Raw genomic sequence first — 19463 nt, 5'->3', positions numbered from 1 at the left:
GACTGCTGCCCTTGCGGCACGCGCTTGCTAGCATGCTCGCGAATCTTTCTGGACCGCCTATGAGCAGCAACGGCGAACTCGTTTTCTTTTTTGATGTCGACAATACCCTGATCGATAATGACCAGATCACCGCGGACCTCAGCGCCTATCTGCGCCGCGAGCACGGCGACTATCCCCATGACTGTTATTGGACGATCTTCGAGGATTTGCGGCGCGAGCTTGGCTATGCCGATTACCTCGGCGCGCTGGAACGCTATCGCGTCAAATACATGCATGACCCGCGCATTTTGCGCATGGCCAATTGGCTGATCGATTATCCTTTCGCACAGCGCCTGTTTCCGGGCGCGGAGGCCGCGGTGCGCCATGTCGGTCAATGGGGCGTGACAGCGATTATCTCCGATGGCGACGCGGTGTTTCAGCCGCGCAAGGTCTATGCCTCGGGCCTCTCGGCCCTCTTCGGCCGCCGCGTGCTGATCTATGTCCATAAGGAAGTTGAGCTCGCCCATGTCGAGCGGCTATTTCCCGCCGCCCATTACGTTTTCGTCGACGACAAGCTGCGCCTCTTGGATGCCATCAAGAAATATTGGGGGCCAAAGGTCACCACTATTTTCCCACGCCAAGGCCACTATGCAACGGACATGAAAATCCTCACCGACTACCCTGCCGCTGATCTCTCCATCGACACCATCGGCGATCTGGTGCGGTACACGAAAGAGGATTTCCTCAATGCCTCCGCGCGATAGCAGTAACCGCTGACATCATTCGTGTACGTACATTTCCTTAGAGTTTTTCCTGTATTTACAAGCGCTATGCAACTTGGCGGCGCTCACATTTAAGTCTTCCTTCAACTGCGCCGCGTAAGCATAGCCTATTCAGGCGAAGGTGTTCTTGGCGGGAGATGCAGGTGAGCTTGCTATGGCGTCCAGCGATGGCAATCGACAACGGGATCATCGATCACGACCATCAGCTTCTGATTTCCATCACCAGCGATTTCTGCGAAACGCGGCCGAACGTGAATAATCTTGTCGAGCTGCAACGCATCGTCGCCCGCCTGCACCACTACATCAATCTGCATTTCGCCCGCGAAGAGCATCTGCAGGCCGCTTCGAATTTTCCGCTGCGGCGCGAGCATCACGCCAGCCATCGCGATCTTGCCCATCACCTCGATCACGTGGCGCGCAGCATTGAGGAACTCGAACGCGCGTGCCCTGCTGCGATGTATGCCGGTGCGGAGAATGATCTGGCGCTGGTCGATGCCGCACTGACGCAACGCTTTGCAGATGTGCATCACGAGCTCAGCGCCTTGCTGCGCCATTGGGTCCTCGAGCATATCTTGAAAAGCGATCTGGCCATGCGCCCGCATGTCGAGGCGATGCGCCCTTACGCCGCCAAGATGAGTTCGCTTTGGGCCGTGAAGCCGGTGCTCTTGGTGCCTAATCTCGATAAGCCGGAAGCCGCCAAGCATGCCATCGCCAGTGCCAAGGGATGGATGAACGCGGCCTTTCGCGATGAAAGCCAGCCACCGCCGGAAGCTCCCGCAGCTCTACCCACGCGCGACGACGCCTTCCTCGCCAAGCTGCACCAGAAGGCCAGAGAGATCGGCATGACCGTGACCTTCGACAGCCACTGCGAGAATGTGCAGAGCAAGGATCTGCGCGACGTCTTGGCCGCCTGGCGCAAAAGCCGGGCGATCGGGCCTGGCTCGCAGCACTTCTCTTTCACGCCGACCCCCGAGCGCAACTTTGTCGAGTGCACCGCGCTGTTGCAACGCACCGAAATGGCCAGCGGTGCCCATCGCTATCGCGCCATCTCAACCGGCGCAAAATACGCGCGCATTTTCGGCGACATCGCCGGACATAATCTCGAAGTTATCGAGGCACCTGCGATTTTCGCGCGCTGGAAGCTCCTCATCGATGCCGTACTGGAATTCGGCGCGCCTTTACGTGTCGTAGGCCTTGCCCGCGCCTTTGGCCGCGACGACCTCGCGGTGGAAAGCATTCTCGCCCCCTTCCAGGATCGCGGCGCGACGGTGGAAGACGTCCTTGGGGCTACCAGCTACGACTTGTCTTTCGAAGGATAAGGCGCGGGAAAAGTGACGCGCGCGTTTATTTCATCCCTATACGAATTATTTCTCTGATCACCGCGTTGTCTGCCTGGAACACCGCGGGCGGGCAGATTGACCAAAGCCGGCACAGCAGGCATCCTCGCCGCTATCCTGCTTTTGGCTGGGTGCGCGCCTCCCCAGCCACTTCCTGAACCTTCCCCGCCCCTTCCGGATGCCGGCCCCGAAACAGAGCCGCCCTTCGGTGCCGTCAGCTTCTGCATGCGCTTTGAGGATCAATGCGCTCCCGCGTCAGGGCCGCCGCTCCCTCTCACCGTGCCAAGCTGGCAGCTCCTCCTGCGCGTCAATCACGACGTCAATAGCGACATCTGGCCGGAAGACGATGAAGAGCATTACGGCAGGCCCGAATACTGGACCATCCCGAAAGACGGATATGGCGATTGCGATGACTACGCTGTGACCAAGCGGCAGCGGCTTTTCGCGGCGGGCCTGCCCTTCTCAATCTTGCGGCTCGCCGTGGTCGCGCTTCCCGGCGGGGCGCTGCACACCGTCATGACGATAACGACAGATCGGGGTGATTTCGTCCTCGATAATCGGAGCGACGAGATTCTTGCCTGGACGCGAACCCCATTCACCTGGCTAAAGGTGCAAGCCCGCGCCTCGCCTTGGCGCTGGGAAGCCGTCACGCGCGCATCTGCCAGAGCCGCGAAGTGAAAAGCTTAAGCACGTATCCCCGCAGCACCTCACAACGTACCAAGACCATCAGACGCAAGAAGTAAAATACTATCACAACCCCGTCCTCTCCATTGGGAGCGCCGTCGATCTGGTGCGCTATACCAAGGGAAAATTTTTAGGCGGGTGATTGAAAATCTCAGGACCGACAACAGCACAATGTTATGGACAAAAGAAAACCCAGGACCTGAGAAACACCGGTATAAATCCCCCCAACGAAGGTTAATCTGAGAGGCAGCGCCGAATGCCCAAGCTGCACCTATTACCCCTCACAAATTTTCGCAAATGCGCGCAGTTGGCACAGGCCCTAGATATAGAAATCCCTTGAAAGTTGCATATCATAGCCCATTCCATCCGACATCAGAACTCGGAGAACCTGCGGTGGCAAAACCTAAGCTCCTCCCCAAACCCAATAATGCCGAAGAAACAGCGAAAGACATCTCGCCAATCTCGCAAGAGCTAGTAATAGGTGTGGTAGGGTATGCTGGAGCGGGCTGCTCAACAGCAGCACGGCGCATTCGGGTACTGCTCGAACTAAAAGGTTATGAAGTACACCCAATAAAGCTCAGCACCTTAATCGCAGAGCGTTTCGACACCAGCAAGCTTCAAAAAATTGAAGAAGGCGCGCGCAAGGGTGTTTCACAACTTCTTCGAGCTTCCGAGCTTCAGGACCGCGGAGATAATTTACGGAAGCAATATGGTAACGCCGCAGTGGCTGCTTTAGCTGTACACGCTATCAAAAAACAACGTGGAAGTAGGATAGCTGGAGAACAAAAGCTGGCGTTCATTTTGGACTCCATCAAACACTCCGAGGAAGTAGAATTACTAAGAAGAGCCTACGACTTATCATTCCGACTAGTCGCCGTGCATTGCGAACAGAGCCAGCGGGAGAAACGATTAATAGGGGATGCTCGCTCTACAGCAAAATATAGTGGCGCCCTTCGTAAAGATGTGCACGCCTACATGGATCGAGACGAGAAAGACCGAGGGCGGCAATATGGCCAGCAGGTACGCGACGCATTTTATCGTGCCGACTTTTTCATAGATAATAATTCCGTATCCCGTGATGGCGAAAACTTAACTCATGACCTAAGTCGGCTTGTCGACCTCCTACTTGGTTCTGGATTAGTTCGGCCAACGCGTGAAGAGCGCGCGATGTACCACGCACACGCAGCTGCTTTGCAGTCATCGTGCCTGTCGAGACAGGTTGGGGCTGCACTTATGTTGCAGGATGGGACCATCGTCTCAACTGGTACAAACGAAGTGCCAAAATTCGGGGGCGGAGTATGTGACGAAGATGCCGCGTCAGAGCACCGCTGCTTCCAATGGAAATGGACTGATGGCTCAACAGAATTCGTCGGTTGCCATAATAAGCGAAAGAAAGATTCTCTTCAAAAAGAAATCGGAGAGTGGCTCGCAACAAATCTGAGTGAAAAACTGGCTCGAGCAGCATACCCTCCTCCCGAAGCGGAATTTGATATTGCCGAAAAGGCGAGAAGCCAGGCGAAAGAGCGAATCGCAGATTTTTTCAGGAGTGATTCTGCTGCCCTCGACGGCGCCCCAGGCCTAAAAGATGCGATTGAATATTCCCGCGCCATTCACGCCGAAATGAGCGCACTTCTATCAGCCGCACGCAATCGCATTTCCCCTGAAGGCGCTGCACTGTTTTGCACAACCTATCCCTGTCACAACTGTGCTCGCCATCTTGTCACTGCAGGTATAGAGTACGTTTATTATATTGAGCCGTATGTGAAGAGTTTGGCTAGAGAACTGCATGGAGATTCGATTTCTACTGAGTTCCCCCCCGTGGATGCGACCGGAGCGCGCTCCCGACCAACGAAGATGGTGATTGTGCCATTCACAGGAGTTGGGCCCCGCATGTATGAGGACTTTTTCACCAAGCGGGTAGAGTTAAAATTTCCAGATGGTTCTTTTGACTCGCCAGTGGGAGGAGTTCCGGCACTGGCAGTGAGATTGCGAGAGTTACTGAAAGTTGAAGATGGCGCGGCTGCGCTAGTTCCGGAGAAATAACTTGGCCGAAAGTAAGGTTCTAAAATTTCCGGTGCATAATACGCCTACTTCAGGATCGGAGGTGCGTACTGCTGATTTGTTCGGGGCTTGCCTCCACGGCAGAGATAAGATTGCGTTCATCGATATCGATGAATTTTCCGAAGACACATTTCTGCGCCTACTGGCAAGAAATGCAGTTACAGCTATTATCGATATCAGACCTAAACCAGTATTTGAGCGCCCCAACTTCGAGCACAAGCGTACAGTAAGCTATCTCTATCAGCGCGATATAAATTACGTCGAATACGCAATTCTGTTGTTATCCCAAGCAGACCCCACAAATCGTTCGACAGACGCTTATGATGAATTGATATCAGCGATCCAGGGTCACATCAGAGCGGGATTGACTATTTTCCTATTCAACAAAGAAGCACATGAAATAGGCTGGGTACAGCAGTTTAGGAACTATATCCGAGATTCAAGAATTTCTTGTACCGAGATTCACCCGAGATCTCTCTCAAGCAACTGAGATAAATGACACTATTCAATACTGGGTCTGGATTTTTTATCTAATTCAAACATTTTCTACGCCCTCTTCGCCATCACCGCAGCACCCCGCGCCAGGCTTTCGCGCGGCCATTCTTTTTCCATGTCGTAATATTCCGCGAAAGCGCGCACGCCCTCAGGCAGCACCACCCAATCGAGCTTGGAGCGGGTGTAGATATGCACATCCGGCGGCAGGGCCGAAGGAGTATCGAGCGTTGCGACGCGCAAGAACAGCGCCACGCGTCGGCGGCCGTAATCGCTCCACAGCGCGGATTTGCACGCCGGGCAGCGATAGATGTCATGCGGGCTGCCGCTATCGGTTTTCATCTCGATGCATTCGAGCGCGCCGGATAACAGGTTCACCCGATCGGCCTCGATAATCGCGTTGATGGCGAAGGCCGAACCAACCTGCTTCTGGCAATCGCTGCAATGGCAGCAATTGACGAACATCGGCGGTGTCGTGATCTCATAACGCACTGCGCCGCAAAAACACCCGCCCTGCAAAGGATAATTCGTCATCGTCCATCTCCCCTTTCGCCAGCATAGCGCGATGAGAGGAGCAAGGCACTGCGCCATTTGCGCAAAACAAAAGGGGCGCCCGAAAGCGCCCCTTATATGCGTTCGGGACAGGTCAGCCTTATACCGGCTTGCCTTCGCCTTTGGCGATGCCTTCCCAGAGGCCGTTGAGATAAACGGCACCAAGCGCGCGGTCATAGAGGCCATAGCCGGGCTTGCCGGTTTCGCCCCAGATCATGCGGCCATGGTCCGGGCGGACATAACCTTCATAGCCCGTGTCGTAATAGGCCTTAACGATGGCGCCCATATCGAGCGAGCCGCAATCGGATTTATGCGCCGTCTCGTGGAAATTGCCCTTCTCATCCACCTTCACATTGCGCAAATGCGCGAAGTGGATTCGGCCCTTGCCGGAGAATTCCTTCACCAGCTCGACGATGTTGTTCTTGAGATCCGCGCCGAGCGAGCCCGAGCACAGCGTCAGCCCGTTCGCAGGGGTGTCGACCATGGCGAGGAGCTTGCGCAGATCATGCACGTCTTTGACGATGCGCGGCAGGCCGAAGATCGGGCGCGGCGGATCGTCGGGATGGATCGCCATCTTGATCCCCGCCTCTTCCGCCGCAGGGATGATCCCCTTCAGGAAGTATTCGAGATTGGCCCAGAGCTTGTCTTCGTCGATGCTCTTATATTCGTCGAGCAGCGCCTTCAGCTCGTTCGGCTTATAGGAGGCGTCCCAGCCCGGCAGGTCGATACCCTGCGAGACGTCGATCTTGTTCACGACCTCCACATCGAAAGCCAGCGCGGAGGAACCGTCGGGAAGCTTCATGTCGAGGATGGTGCGGGTCCAGTCGAACACCGGCATGAAGTTGTAGCAGATGACTTTCAGGCCGCACTTGCCGAGGTTCTTGATGGTCTCGGCATAATTGGCGATCAGGCGGTCGCGCGTGGGGCGGCCCAGCTTGATGTCCTCATGCACCGGCACGCTTTCGATGACCTCGAACTTCAGCCCGGCATCCTCGATCTTCTTCTTGAGGGCCAGGATGTTCTCCACCGGCCAGACTTCGCCCACCGGAACGTCGTAGACCGCCGAGACGATGCCATACATGCCCGGAATCTGGCGGATATAGGCAAGGCTCACCGGATCGCTGTCACCATACCAGCGGAAAGTCATCTTCATGGGGGCGGTCCCTCAGTTTCTTATGTTACCGCTCCCATATTAGCCAAGCCGCGCGAGCTTGTCATCCTCCCGTCCCCCTGCGGCAATTCTGCTAGAACTCCTCCCAGCTTCCGCCATTTTGCACCTGCCTGCGGGCCCGCGGCTGGACCGAAAGGGTGATTTTCGCGGGCGGCCGAACGGGGCGCGGCTGTGACAAAGCATTGGGGGGAGAACCGACATCAAAGAAGCCGATCAACTCGCGCAAAGCCTCGGTTTCCCCCGCAAGGCCGCGCGAGGCGGCGGTGGATTCTTCCACCATCGCCGCGTTCTTTTGGGTCATCTGATCCATCTGCGCGACAGCGGCATTGACCTGCTCGATGCCGGTGGCCTGTTGTTCGCTCGCCAGGGCCATCTCACTGATCAAGGTGTTGATCTGCTGCACATGCTCCACAATCTGGCGCAGGGCTCCGCCGGTTTCGGCCACCAGCTTGACGCCCGACGTGACATGCTCGCTGGAGGTATTGATCAGCGTCTTGATCTCCTTGGCCGCGCCGCTGGAGCGTTGCGCCAGTGCCCGCACTTCGGAAGCCACCACCGCGAAGCCCTTGCCGGCCTCGCCCGCACGCGCCGCCTCCACGCCTGCATTCAAGGCCAGAAGGTTGGTCTGGAAGGCGATCTCGTCGATCACCCCGATGATGTCGGTGATCTGCTTGGAAGAGTGGGAAATGGAATCCATCGCCGCGATAGCGGTAGTGGCCACCTGCCCGCCCTGCTCCGCCGCCTGAGTAGCACGGGCAACACCGCTGCGCGCTTGACGGGCATTGGTCGCGGTCTGCTTCACCGTGGCGGTGATTTCCTCCAAGGCGGCAGCGGTTTCCTCAAGGCTTGCGGCTTGCTGCTCGGTACGGCGGGAAAGATCATCCGCCGCGACCGAGATCTCGCCCGATCCGGAAGCGATTTGGCCTGCACTCTTGAGCACATCGCCCATGGTGCTCTGCAAGCGCTCCATGGCGGCGTTGAAGTCGATTTTGAGCTTAGCGAACACGCCGGAAAGTTCAGCGCTGACGCGATGGGTGAGATCGCCCTTGGCAAGATGATCAAGCCCGCTGCCGATGGAGGAGACGATCACTTGCGCCTGCTCCTCTTTGGCGCGTTCGGCCGCCGCGAGCTGTTCCTTGAAGGCGTGAATGGAACCGGCGAGCTTGCCGATCTCATCGCGCTGATCCGCATGCGGAACATGTACGTCGAGGCGTCCGCGCGCCAGTTCATCCATGGCATTGGTCATGGCCCCGAGCGGCGTGGACACCGACCGGATCAGCATCAGACCGGCAGCCAGAGCGAACAGCACCGCTATGCCAATCGCCACAAAAATCAAATAAACCGCGGAGGCATAGACTTTCTGGCTTTTGTCTCCCGCTTCGGCCGCACCGCGTATGTGAAAATCGGTGTCCGCCTCCAGCGTAGCCTGGAGCTTGTCATAGGTACGTTTGGCTGGACCTTTGGCGTAATAGACCAAGGACGGCTTCATACCCTGGGTTTGCAGAACAGAGAACATCTCCGGTTCGAGCGCCACATAGGCGTCCCATTTGGCTTTCAGGGCTTGCGTCATCTCCCGTTCGACAGGGCTGTCCGAGGTCGAGGCAAATTTCGAATATACCGCTTCGAACTGGCCTTTCAGCTTGGCGAGATTGGCCTTCTCTGCTGTCCGCTCGGCGTCGGTCTCCAGCATCAGATAGACCGCCTGACGCTGGCGATAGCGCATGGAGATGAACTTCATCTCTTCCGTGGAGCGAATGCCCGGCGTCCAGTCATCGCGGAACTCGAGTACATTATTCTGCACGCTGGCCAAGCGCTGCAAGGAGAACAGCCCGAGCGCAAGCGTTGCGGCCAAAACGCAGGCAAAGGCGGCAATGACTTTTGAGCGGACAGACCAGTTCTTCAGCGTTTCCATGCACTCGCCCTATTCATCTCTTTTGGCATATGAGTTTAGAACTCTGCCCAATCATCCTGGCGGGCAGGCGCTATAACGCGTGCACCAACAGCCATCTTGGCTTGCAGCGGCCTGGCAGGGGCAGCACGCCGCAAAGGAGCAGCCTTAGGCGTCAGCGTACCTCGGCCAACGTTAAAAAAGGCTACCAGCGTCTGCAGGGTCTGACCTTCCGAAGCGAGGTTTCGCGCGGCGGCGGTGGATTCTTCCACCATGGCGGCGTTCTGCTGTGTCACCTGATCCATCTGCGCCACGGCGGCATTGACCTGCTCGATGCCAGTCGATTGCTGTTCCGCGGCCTGGGCCATGTCGCTCACCAGCGCATTGATCGATTGCACCTGATCCACGATCTGGCGCAGCGCTGAACCGGATTCGCCCACCAGCTTCACGCCTGAGCGCACATGCTCGCCAGAGGCCGCGATCAGCGTCTTGATCTCTTTGGCCGCCCCGGAGGCGCGCTGGGCAAGTTCGCGCACTTCGCTTGCCACCACGGCAAAGCCCCTGCCCGCCTCGCCCGCGCGCGCCGCTTCCACGCCCGCATTGAGCGCCAGAAGATTGGTCTGGAAAGCGATCTCGTCGATCACGCCGATGATGTCGGTGATTTTCTTGGAGGATTGTTCGATGGCATCCATCGCGCCTATGGCGTTTTCCACCACCGACCCGCCTGCTTCCGCGGCCGTCTTGGCGGAGGTCACACTGCTGCGGGCACTGCGCGCATTCTCAGCCGTGCGGCGCACCGTGGCGGTGATCTCTTCCAGCGCCGCAGCGGTTTCCTCAAGACTTGCGGCCTGCTGCTCGGTGCGACGGGAAAGATCGTCGGCGGCCTGGGAGATTTCGCCCGCGCCCACCGCGATCTGCCCCGAGGAGCCGATGACATTGCCGAGCGTATCCTGCAGCCGGTCCATAGCACCGTTGAAGTCGGATTTCAGCTTGGCGAAGGCGCCGGAGAGATCGGCTTCCACGCGATGGGTGAGATCGCCGCGCGCGAGATGGTCAAGCCCCGCACCGATAGAGGAGACGATCACCTCGGTCTGTTCCGCCTTGGCTTTCTCGGCCGCGGCAAGCCCGTTCTTGAACGCGGTCATCACGCCCGCGAGCTTTCCGATTTCGTCAGTTTGATCGGCATGCGGAACATGCGCGTCGAGATTACCGGATGCCAGCTCCTGCATGGCCCCCGTCATATTGCCAAGCGGCACAGCGACGCCCGAGGTCAGGACATAAGCGATACCACCGCACAGCAGCACGGCCAGCCCAAGCGCTGCGAAAATCCAAATACGCGACTGGTGATAGGTCGCCTGTCCCACCTCGGCAGACTTCCTGCCGCCCTCGATGTTGTAGTTGAGATCGGCCTGGATCGCAGCGGCAAAATCATTGAACACCAGCCGCATCGTGGCGAGCGAATATTGAGCGGCGGCATCAGGGCCCTGCTCTTTCAAAATGCGCTCAAGTTCGCGCACAGTGGCGGAATAGGCATCTTGGGTCTTCTCGATGCGATCCGCCAAGGCATTTTCTTCGGGGTCGGTAATCGTGGGGCGATATTTCGACCAGTTTTCCGCCGCCATTTTTTCCAGCTTCGGAATGCTGCTCGAAATCATTTGGCGCTGCGCGTCGGTTTTGGCGAAGATGGTACTGACGTGATAGATGCGCAGCCGCGTCTCGGCATATTCATACTGGCCGAGATAACCGATCCCGAGCATCCAGTTGTCGCGGATATCGGCGGCCTGATCATTCAGACTGGAGAGCCGGAGTACGGAGAAAACTCCAAGCGTGATCGTCGCCAGCAGGATGATCGCCAAACCGCCAAGTATCTTCGCACGCACCGAAAAATTCTTCAGACCCACCATTTTCTCCGCCAGATAGAATTGTGCATTTCAAATGCATATTATTGAGCGGGAGAATGCGTTCGGTCGCATTTAAAAAAGATTGCGCGATAGCTTGGTAAAGCGGCGTATAAGCGCCTTAACCGCTCGCATGAATACGTAGAAAAAAGGCTGTTTCTCCTTTGCAGAGAAACAGCCCTTTAGTTTGGTGTAGAAACGGATTTAAGGCAGGCTCAGAACTCTTCCCAATCATCGCCATGTGCCGCGGGCGCCGGAGCGCTTGCGCCGCCCGCAGCCGCCACTTTGCGCGCCGGCTGCGCAGACGGGGTTTTGCGCGCCATGGGTTCGGCGGGTTTGGCTTGTGGCTTGGCCGCGGTGTTCTCTGCCACCCGGAAGAAGGCCACGAGGTCCTGCAGGCTCTTGGTTTCGTCGGCGAGCTGGCGCGACGCGGCGGTGGATTCTTCCACCATGGCGGCGTTCTGCTGGGTAACGCGATCCATCTGGCCGACGGCTCCGTTCACCTCTTCGATGCCGGTGGATTGCTGTTCGGCGGCAAGTGCCATTTCCGAGACCAGCGTGTTGATCTTCTGCACCTGCTCAACAATGTTGGTCAGGGCTTTGCCGCTTTCGCCGACAAGCTTGACACCTTCGCTGACCTGCGCACCGGAGGCATTGATGAGCGTCTTGATTTCCTTGGCTGCCTCGCCGGAACGCTGCGCCAACGCACGCACTTCGGAGGCCACCACGGCGAAACCGCGCCCCGCCTCGCCCGCACGCGCCGCCTCGACGCCCGCGTTCAAGGCCAGAAGATTGGTCTGGAAGGCAATCTCGTCGATCACGCCGATGATATCGGTGATCTTCTTGGAAGACTGCGAAATGGCATCCATTGCCTGGGTGGCGGTTTTCACCACGCGCCCGCCTTCTTCGGCCGCCGTCTTGGCAGTCGTTACGCTGGCACGCGCTTCCTTGGCGTTGCTCGCGGTCTTCTTCACCGTGGCGGTAATCTCTTCCAGCGCAGCGGCGGTTTCTTCCAGGCTGGCAGCCTGGCCTTCGGTGCGATGCGAAAGATCGTCGGCGGCCCGGGAGATTTCACCCGACGAAGTGGCGATCTGGAAGGCGGATTCCAGGATGCTGAACATGGTCTCCTGCATGCGGCCCATGGCAGCGTTGAAGTCTTCCTTTAGCTTGGCGAAAGGCCCGGTCAGGCTCGCGGTGACGCGATGCGTAAGATCGCCCTTGGCGAGGTGGTCAAGGCCGATACCGATACTCGAAATGATGGCTTCGGTCTGCTCGGCCTTGGAACGTTCGGCTGCGGCCAGCTGATTCTTGAAGGTGGTCATGGCCTCGGCCAGCTTGCCGATTTCATCCTGCTGATCGGCATGCGGCACATGGGTGGCAAGATTGCCGCGCGCGAGTTCGCCCATCGCCTCGGTCATGCTGAGGAGCGGTGCCGCAACCGCACGGCTGAGGACGAACCAAGCCCCAAGGCACAGCGCCAGCGCGATCACAATGGCAACCAGCACGAACACGCGCGAGGTGACGAACAGATCTGAACTCTCCTGCCCAGCATTCTTGGCGCCATCAACGCTATATTTGATCGCGGCATCGGTGGCCTCGGTCAGCGCCTTGAAGCTCTTGCGCATCGGCCCCATGAAATAGGCACCGGCCTTGTCGAGCCCGCCGCTCTTGTAAAGCTCGACCTGCTTTTCGCGCATCGGCTTATAGGCGGTCCAGACATCCTGCAGCTTGGCCGCAAGCGCCTTGTCCTCCGCCGTCATCGCCTTGGCGGCGAATTCCGACAGAGCCTTATCTGCAGCGTCCTCCGACTTCTTCAGAAGCTTCAGCGTGCCTTCGTGGTCTTCATCCGTTCCGGGCAGAAGATAGGTGCTGGAGTAAGAGCGAAAACGCGTGGAGTTATATTGGAACTCGGCGAGGTTTTTCATCGCCGGAACCCAATGGCCGCTCAGCTCGCTGGCATTGTCATTGAGCTGCGACAGTCGGTTCATGGCGAAAAGCCCGAGCGCAATCGTCGCAAATAGCACGAGCGCGAATGCCCCGAACAGCTTCCGGCCGACTGTGAGATCCTTCAACTGCATCCTGTTACCTCTTCACACCATGAGCCTATTAATCGCTACGCCTGTGAGTTTTACAATTGGTGTATGTATTGGTTTTAAAACACTTGTATCCTCTAAAACTCCGCCCATCCCGCATCCGTATTTACCGCAGCAACAGCAGGGCGGGATGAAACAGCGGCAGCGGTCCGGCGAGGCGCGAGTTGGGAGCGCTGCGCCGCGCTGGCTGAGGGCCGGGGCGGGTCCCGGCGAACCACCGATCCGATTTCGAAGAAGGAGACGAGTTCCTGCAGTGCGCGCGTCTTATCGGCAAGGCTGCGGGCTGCTGCGGTAGACTGCTCCACCATCGCCGCGTTCTGCTGGGTGACCTGATCCATCTGGCCGACCGCGGAATTGACTTCCTGGATGGCGCTCGATTGCTGGCCGGCCGCATTGGCAACATCGCTGACCAGCTTATTGATGCGCTGCACCTGCTCGACAATGCGTTGCAATGCCGTGGCGGATTCACCCACCAGCTTGACACCACTTGAGACTTGATCGCCCGAGGAATGGATGAGTGTCTTGATCTTCTTGGCAGCTTCACCGGAACGGCCCGCCAGCGCACGCACTTCCGAGGCGACCACGGCAAAGCCTTTGCCCGCCTCACCCGCGCGCGCCGCTTCGACACCCGCATTCAGCGCCAGAAGATTGGTCTGGAAGGCGATCTCATCGATCACGCCAATGATATCAGTGATCTCCTTGGAGGATTGAGCAATCGCATCCATGGCCAAGTTGGCGGACTGAAGCACCTCGCCACCCTCTTTGGCGACATGCGCCGCCGAACCGGATTCCTTGTCAGCCTCTTTGGTATTGGCCGCGGTCCGCTTCAGCGTTTCGGTAATTTCTTCGAGCGCGGCGGCGGTTTCCTCCAGGCTCGCGGCTTGCTGTTCCGTCCGGCGCGAAAGATCATCCGCAGCCTGAGAAATCTCGGTCGCACCGCTGGTGATATCTGCTGTGTTGCTGAGGATGGTCGTGACGGTCGATTGCAGCTTGCCCACGGCCTCGTTGAAATCGTCCTTCAGCGGACCGAAAGGCCCGGCCAGCTCCGCGGTGATGCGGTGGGTCAGATCGCCCTTGGCGAGGTGAGATAGACCAGCACCGATAGAGGAAACAATAATATCGGCTTGTTCTGCCTTGGCCTGCTCGGCGGCAGCGAGCTGGTTCTTGAAGGCGAGCATACCGCCCGCAAGCTTGCCGATTTCATCCTCGCGATCCGAATAAGGAACCTCGACGCCTAAATGGCCCGAGGCGAGTTCGGCGAGCGCGTCGGTAATGCCGAATAGCGGCTTGGCGATGCAGGCCGTCAACAGCAGCGTCGAAGAAACGCAGATCAGCGCACATGCCGCGATCGCTACGAAAATCCAGAACTCGGCCGTGTCGAAAGTCTTGGCACTGCGATCGGCAGCAGCCACGCCTCCAGCGGCGTTGAGCGCGACATCCTGGGTGATAGCCTTGTTGAGGGCATCGAAGCTATCGCGCATCGGGCCCATGAAATAGGCTGCGGCGGCATCGCGATCGCCGCCGCGCGACAGCTCAAGCGCCTTATCATACATGACGCGATAATTGGCCCAAGCCGTTTCGATGCTCTGCGTAATCGTTTTTTCTTCGCCGGAGCTGATGTAGGGGCGATAGTCCGCCAGGGCTTTGTCGACGCTCTCTTCAAGGCCTTTGATGCGGGCAATCTGTTTTTCCTGCTTGGCCCCCGCAGGCAGAAGCAGCGCGGTACTTTGTGAGGAACGCGTGCGAGTGACGGCATAATTGAGGTCGCCCAATATCCGCGTGGAGGGCAGCCAATCGTTGCGGATTTCAGCCGCATTGGCGTTAACCGAACGCAGCTCCATCAAGGAGAAAATCCCGAGTGCAATGGCGGCGATCAAAACCACGCCCATGACAAGAGCCAGCTTCAGCCGGACCGATAAATTACCGCAGAAATTCGACATGTGTGCCCCTCACTGGTTGAGCGAGGGAAAGTAGGCACTATCAAAGTTTATTTGAGATTGACCGCAAAACGGGAATATCCCGTTCGCTTCCGGCAGAACGCCTAACACATTGGAATTATAAGCACTTAGGAAAGATAGGCAATTCTACGGTCGGTAGTCGTACGTGCTCGAAACATTTTTTCTTACAAAGGCATATTCAAAAGGAAGCGGCGCAGAGAGCTTTCGCCATCTGCGCCGTTCCGATTGTCCCGCGTTTTCTTAATTAGAATTCGGCCCATCCATCATCGCCGCTGGCCGCAGGGGCTGCGGGTTTGGAAGAGCCGGCGGCAGCGATCCGGCGTGGCGCCGCGGGGGGGCGAGGCGCTACGCTTTGCGCTTTGGGACGGGGGGTGTCCCTACGAACCGCTGCCGCCGATCCGACATCAAAGAACAGAACAAGTTCCTGCAAGGCGCGCGTCTTATCGGCAAGACTGCGCGAGGCGGCGGTGGACTCTTCCACCATGGCCGCATTCTGTTGTGTGACCTGATCCATCTGGCCGACGGCTGCATTGACCTCCTGGATGGAGGTCGCTTGATGGCTGGCAGCAGTCGCTACCTCGCTGACCAGGGCGTTGATGCCGTGCACCTGCTCCATGATGCGCTTCAAGGCGGCGGCGGATTCACCGACGAGCTTAACACCGCCCGCCACATGATCACCCGAGGCATGGATGAGGGTCTTGATCTTCTTGGCGGCTTCGCTCGAACGTCCCGCCAGCGCGCGCACTTCGGAAGCGACAACGGCAAAGCCCTTGCCCGCCTCGCCTGCCCGCGCCGCTTCGACGCCTGCGTTCAAGGCGAGAAGATTGGTCTGGAAGGCGATCTCGTCGATCACGCCGATGATATCGGTGATCTCCTTGGAGGATTGCGCGATGGCATCCATCGCGGTGGTCGCGGCGTCGAGCACCTCACCGCCTTCCTTGGCGACCTGCGTCGCAAGGCTGGAGGATTTATCGGCCTCACGCGTGTTTGCGGCCGTCTTCTTCAGCGTCTCGGTGACCGATTCCAGCGCCGCGGCGGTTTCTTCCAGGCTTGCGGCCTGCTGCTCGGTGCGGCGGGAAAGATCGTCGGCGGCCTGAGAAATCTCGGTGGCGCCGCTGGCGATATCACCGGTGTTTTCCAGGATCGTTGTCACCGTATCCTGCAAATGCCCGACGGAGATGTTGAAGTCTTCCTTCAACTTGGCGAAAGGTCCCGTCAGTTCGGCGGTAATGCGGTGGGTCAGATCGCCCTTGGCCAGATGCGAAAGCGCAGTACCGACCGAGGACACGATGATACGCGTCTGTTCGGCCTTGAACTCTTCTGCGGCATTGAGCTGGTTTTTGAAGCTCGTCATGGCGCCAGCGAGTTCGCCGATTTCGTCTTTCTGCTCGGCATGGGGAACTTCGACCTGCATATTGCCCGCGGCGAGTTCACTCATCGAATGGGTCATACGCGCGAGCGGCGCGGAGACCGAGCGCACCATGGCAAAACCCGTCGCGGCACAGAACAGCAGCACCAGCGCGACGGAGACGAAAATCCAATTGCGCGAGGACTTATAGGTTGCCTCGCTGGCATTACCCGCCGCCACGCCGCTGTCCGTGTTATAGGCAACCGCGGCTTCCATCGCCTTGTTGAGCTTGTCGAAGCTGTCGCGCGAGGTCGTCATGAAGAAAGCCACGCTCGCATCATGACCTTGGGTTTTCTGGATCTCGTCCACGCGGTCTTTCATCGGCATGTATTCTGCCCATGCAGATGAAATCGCCTGAATATATCCGCGCTCCACGTCATTCCTGGCGTGCTTCATTTCATCGTCGATGATCTCGCCGATTTTTTTCTCAAAGGCGGCGTTGCGCTTTGCCTGCTTTTCTCGTTGCGCGTCGGTTGCGGCAAGCAGGAGCACAGCCTGCCCTGCCCGATTGCGTGTGGCCCAGTATTGCAATTCACCCAGGCTGCGCGTCGAGGGCAGCCAGTTGTCGCGAATATCGGCGGCGTTGGCATTGACCGATGCCAATTTCACGGCGGAGAAAATTCCGCTGCCGAAAGCCACTAAGGCGATGCAGAACATCGCGATAATAACTTTGGTTCCAACCGAAACGTCTTGAATACGGGGCATCTGCTCCAACCTTGCTCACGGCGCCGCGCACGAGAAATCCCCCGCGCGAATTATCAGCCTTCGCTACGAGTTGGCGCCGGTCACCTTTACATGGCGTATACAAATAGGGGCTTGCCGAGCGGCAAAATTGCTCCGCACACGTAACATATTGATACTGCACAATTTCGTGGTGCTAGGTATTTTGCCTTGTAGGTAGTTCTACAGCGTGCGAAACGCTCGCAACAGCTAGTTTTGCGCGAGAGCGGCTGGCTGCTCCAGCCCGGCAACATCCTGATGGATCAGGATATCCGCATCCTTATAGGTCTTGCGCAGCAGTGCTTCGGCCTCATCGCTGATCTGATGCGCGCGATAAAGGCTCAAGGCTGGATCGAGTTCGATGTGCACTTGAATGAAGCTCTTGGTGCCTGCCGCGCGCGTGCGCAGATCATGCAGGGCATGGATTTCTGGATGCGATAAGAGAATGGTCTTGATCTCCTCGCGCGCTGTATCGGGCAGCTCCCTGTCCATGAGCTGGTCATAGCTTTGAATGAAGACATGCCAGGCGGTGTTGGCGATCAGCGCGGCGATGGCGAGGCCCATCAACGGGTCAGCCGCCTGCCAGCCCAAATTCGACGCGAGCAGCAGTCCGACGATCACGCCCGCATTGACCAGAATGTCACTGACGTAATGGGCGCGGTCCGCGCTGATGGCGAGCGAGCCGGTCTTTCTCACAACATGGCGCTGGGCGGCGACCAGGATCACTGTCACCACAATGGAAACCACCATCACCCAAAGCCCGACCACACCATTGGCAATGGGCTGAGGATCGATCAGACGGCGGACGGATTCGATAGCGAGGAACACCGCCGAGCCGCCGATGAAGGCGCCTTGTGCCAGCCCCGCCAAAGGCTCTGCCTTGGCATGTCCGAAGCGATGATCCTCATCGGCGGGGGTCAGCGCATGACGCACCGCTAAGAGATTGACGAAAGAGGCAATGATATCGAGCGCGGAATCGGCGAGCGATCCCAGCATCGCCATGGAGTCCGTCAGGATGAAGGCCACCGTCTTCAAGACGGCCAGGAAAATGGCGGTGAGCACGGCGGCGAGTGCCACCTGCCGCATCAGCCGCTCATAATGGGCCTTATCCTTGACGAGGCTCATGGAAACAGCCGTTCCGTATGCCACTGCGCTTCGGGCGTCTCGCGGCGATAGACTAAACGGTCATGCAGGCGGAACGGGCGGTCGCGCCAGAACTCGATCTCAAACGGCGCAACGCGGAATCCCGTCCAATGCGGCGGACGCGGCACTTTGGTGAGACCGTATTTCAGCGCGTATTTGGCGATCTCTTTTTCGAACACCCAGCGCCCTTCCATGGGGCGGCTTTGCGCAGAGGCCCAGGCGCCGATCTGACTGTCCTTGGCGCGGGAGGCGAAATAGGCATCCGCCTCTTCGTTACTGACCAAGCTCGCATGTCCACGCACCCGCACTTGGCGGCGCACGGTCTTCCAATGGAAGTTCAGCGCCACGGCAGGATGCGCCAAAATTTCCCTGCCCTTGGCGCTTTCCAGATTGGTGTAGAAGACAAAGCCGCGCGCATCGACGCTCTTGAGCAGCACCATCCTGAGATTGGGGCGGCCTTGCCCGTCTACCGAAGCCACCGACATGGCATTGGCCTCGTTAGGCTCGGTCTTTTCCGCCTCGGCCATCCAGGCCTGAAACATTTCGAAAGGGTCGCGGTCGGCCTTGAGGCCACCGTCGTCAATGGGTCCGCCAATTTCGCTCATCTGTCCCGCTTAGCACCTTCGTTTTGCCGATGCCAGATTTGCATCACACGCGGGCAGTGCTAGCTTGGCAGCTATGCTGTCCATGCGTTCCGTCCCTCAGGCCTTGCCTCGCCTGGCCGCGCTTTTTCTTGCCGCGGGCCTTCTGACCGCCTGCGCGGGCACCCTTACCCATGACGAAATCCAGGCGAAGTTCGATGCCGGGCTGAAGGCCTATGACGCGGGCGATTACGCCGCCGCCTTCTCTACCTGGAAAGACATCCAAGACGTGGATGTGGCCGCCTTGCGCAACCTGGCGCTGATGCTGCGCAAGGGTCAGGGCATCAAACAGGACCTCAAGGCAGCGCGGGAAAAAATGACCACCGCCGCCGATATGGGCCTGGTCACGGCGCAATACGACCTTGCCGAGATGTACCTCAATGGCGAGGGGGCTCCACGCGATGTTGCCAGTGCCATCCCGTGGCTGGAACGCGCCGCAGCGGCGGGCCACCCCTTTGCCGCCTTTGAACTCGGCAAGCTCCTGGAGGCTGGAGACGGCATCGCCAAAGACCCCGAGCGGGCCCAAAAACTCTTCCAAAAGGCCGCTTCGTCCGGGGTTGCGGGAGCTGCGGAACGTCTCAAGACGCCCTAGCCTTATTAACAGGACTTGAAACCTCCCTATATATAGTCAGGAGTTGTTCGGTCGGAGCCACCGA

The 19463-nt window shown here is 58.4% G+C and carries 15 protein-coding genes; 6 read left to right on the top strand and 9 right to left on the bottom strand.

From position 1 onward, the window contains the following. The first annotated feature begins 59 nt into the window (after positions 1-59). From FHS83_RS13115 to FHS83_RS13095, 5 genes are all read left to right on the top strand, one after another. Entirely contained in the window at positions 60-743 is a 684-nt protein-coding gene (locus tag FHS83_RS13115; protein WP_167083399.1) for an HAD family hydrolase, read from the top strand. A 161-nt stretch (positions 744-904) separates the two neighbouring features. Next, positions 905-2080 (top strand): bacteriohemerythrin, encoded by a 1176-nt coding sequence (locus FHS83_RS13110; RefSeq protein WP_167083398.1) that lies wholly within the window; start codon positions 905-907, stop codon positions 2078-2080. Positions 2081-2176: 96 nt separating this feature from the next. After that, positions 2177-2776: a transglutaminase-like cysteine peptidase gene (locus FHS83_RS13105; RefSeq protein WP_167083397.1), complete on the top strand. Its 600-nt coding sequence runs from the start codon at positions 2177-2179 to the stop codon at positions 2774-2776. Between the two features lie 342 nt (positions 2777-3118). Then, positions 3119-4825: an anti-phage dCTP deaminase gene (locus tag FHS83_RS19265; RefSeq protein ID WP_208414642.1), complete on the top strand. Its 1707-nt coding sequence runs from the start codon at positions 3119-3121 to the stop codon at positions 4823-4825. A 1-nt stretch (position 4826) separates the two neighbouring features. Beyond that, a complete protein-coding gene (locus FHS83_RS13095) occupies positions 4827-5333 on the top strand; it encodes a hypothetical protein (protein WP_167083396.1) in 507 nt (168 codons plus the stop codon). Positions 5334-5389: 56 nt separating this feature from the next. Here the strand turns inward: FHS83_RS13095 and FHS83_RS13090 are convergent, their stop codons facing one another. From FHS83_RS13090 to pdxH, 9 genes are all read right to left on the bottom strand, one after another. After that, positions 5390-5869 (bottom strand): GFA family protein, encoded by a 480-nt coding sequence (locus tag FHS83_RS13090; protein WP_167083395.1) that lies wholly within the window; start codon positions 5867-5869, stop codon positions 5390-5392. Positions 5870-5987: 118 nt separating this feature from the next. After that, positions 5988-7040, bottom strand: a complete 1053-nt coding sequence (gene uxuA, locus FHS83_RS13085; RefSeq protein WP_167083394.1) for a mannonate dehydratase — start codon at positions 7038-7040, stop codon at positions 5988-5990. A gap of 91 nt (positions 7041-7131) precedes the next feature. Beyond that, positions 7132-8970 (bottom strand): HAMP domain-containing methyl-accepting chemotaxis protein, encoded by a 1839-nt coding sequence (locus tag FHS83_RS13080; RefSeq protein WP_167083393.1) that lies wholly within the window; start codon positions 8968-8970, stop codon positions 7132-7134. Between the two features lie 35 nt (positions 8971-9005). Continuing rightward, positions 9006-10850 (bottom strand): methyl-accepting chemotaxis protein, encoded by a 1845-nt coding sequence (locus FHS83_RS13075; RefSeq protein ID WP_167083392.1) that lies wholly within the window; start codon positions 10848-10850, stop codon positions 9006-9008. 209 nt (positions 10851-11059) lie between these two features. Next, complete coding sequence (locus FHS83_RS13070; RefSeq protein ID WP_167083391.1) at positions 11060-12922, bottom strand: methyl-accepting chemotaxis protein; 1863 nt, start codon at positions 12920-12922, stop codon at positions 11060-11062. A 92-nt stretch (positions 12923-13014) separates the two neighbouring features. Further along, positions 13015-14877 (bottom strand): methyl-accepting chemotaxis protein, encoded by a 1863-nt coding sequence (locus tag FHS83_RS13065; protein ID WP_167083390.1) that lies wholly within the window; start codon positions 14875-14877, stop codon positions 13015-13017. Positions 14878-15139: 262 nt separating this feature from the next. Then, complete coding sequence (locus FHS83_RS13060) at positions 15140-17008, bottom strand: methyl-accepting chemotaxis protein (RefSeq protein ID WP_167083389.1); 1869 nt, start codon at positions 17006-17008, stop codon at positions 15140-15142. A 225-nt stretch (positions 17009-17233) separates the two neighbouring features. Next, a complete protein-coding gene (locus FHS83_RS13055) occupies positions 17234-18148 on the bottom strand; it encodes a cation diffusion facilitator family transporter (protein WP_167083388.1) in 915 nt (304 codons plus the stop codon). Continuing rightward, positions 18145-18771 carry a pyridoxamine 5'-phosphate oxidase gene (gene pdxH / locus FHS83_RS13050; protein WP_167083387.1) on the bottom strand — a complete coding sequence of 209 codons (627 nt, stop codon included), beginning with the start codon at positions 18769-18771 and terminating at the stop codon, positions 18145-18147. The genes FHS83_RS13055 and pdxH overlap by 4 nt, the downstream gene beginning before the upstream one ends. 82 nt (positions 18772-18853) lie before the next feature. On the opposite strand from pdxH, the gene FHS83_RS13045 reads away from it, so the two are divergent. Continuing rightward, the gene (locus tag FHS83_RS13045; RefSeq protein WP_167083386.1) at positions 18854-19399 is read left to right on the top strand and encodes a tetratricopeptide repeat protein; all 546 of its coding nucleotides are present in this window, start codon (positions 18854-18856) and stop codon (positions 19397-19399) included. The last annotated feature ends 64 nt before the right edge of the window (positions 19400-19463 follow it).

Source organism: Rhizomicrobium palustre, assembly GCF_011761565.1.
Taxonomy (GTDB): Bacteria; Pseudomonadota; Alphaproteobacteria; order Micropepsales; family Micropepsaceae; genus Rhizomicrobium; species Rhizomicrobium palustre.
This window is presented reverse-complemented; position numbering and strand designations above follow the sequence as displayed.

Coding starts and splice junctions, on each gene's coding strand:
- FHS83_RS13115 (WP_167083399.1), top strand. CDS start 60: ATGAGCAGCAACGGCGAACTCGTTTTCTTTTTTGATGTCGACAATACC.
- FHS83_RS13090 (WP_167083395.1), bottom strand. CDS start 5,869: ATGACGAATTATCCTTTGCAGGGCGGGTGTTTTTGCGGCGCAGTGCGT.
- uxuA (WP_167083394.1), bottom strand. CDS start 7,040: ATGAAGATGACTTTCCGCTGGTATGGTGACAGCGATCCGGTGAGCCTT.
- FHS83_RS13080 (WP_167083393.1), bottom strand. CDS start 8,970: ATGGAAACGCTGAAGAACTGGTCTGTCCGCTCAAAAGTCATTGCCGCC.
- FHS83_RS13075 (WP_167083392.1), bottom strand. CDS start 10,850: ATGGTGGGTCTGAAGAATTTTTCGGTGCGTGCGAAGATACTTGGCGGT.
- FHS83_RS13070 (WP_167083391.1), bottom strand. CDS start 12,922: ATGCAGTTGAAGGATCTCACAGTCGGCCGGAAGCTGTTCGGGGCATTC.
- FHS83_RS13065 (WP_167083390.1), bottom strand. CDS start 14,877: ATGTCGAATTTCTGCGGTAATTTATCGGTCCGGCTGAAGCTGGCTCTT.
- FHS83_RS13060 (WP_167083389.1), bottom strand. CDS start 17,008: ATGCCCCGTATTCAAGACGTTTCGGTTGGAACCAAAGTTATTATCGCG.
- FHS83_RS13055 (WP_167083388.1), bottom strand. CDS start 18,148: ATGAGCCTCGTCAAGGATAAGGCCCATTATGAGCGGCTGATGCGGCAG.
- pdxH (WP_167083387.1), bottom strand. CDS start 18,771: ATGAGCGAAATTGGCGGACCCATTGACGACGGTGGCCTCAAGGCCGAC.
- FHS83_RS13045 (WP_167083386.1), top strand. CDS start 18,854: ATGCGTTCCGTCCCTCAGGCCTTGCCTCGCCTGGCCGCGCTTTTTCTT.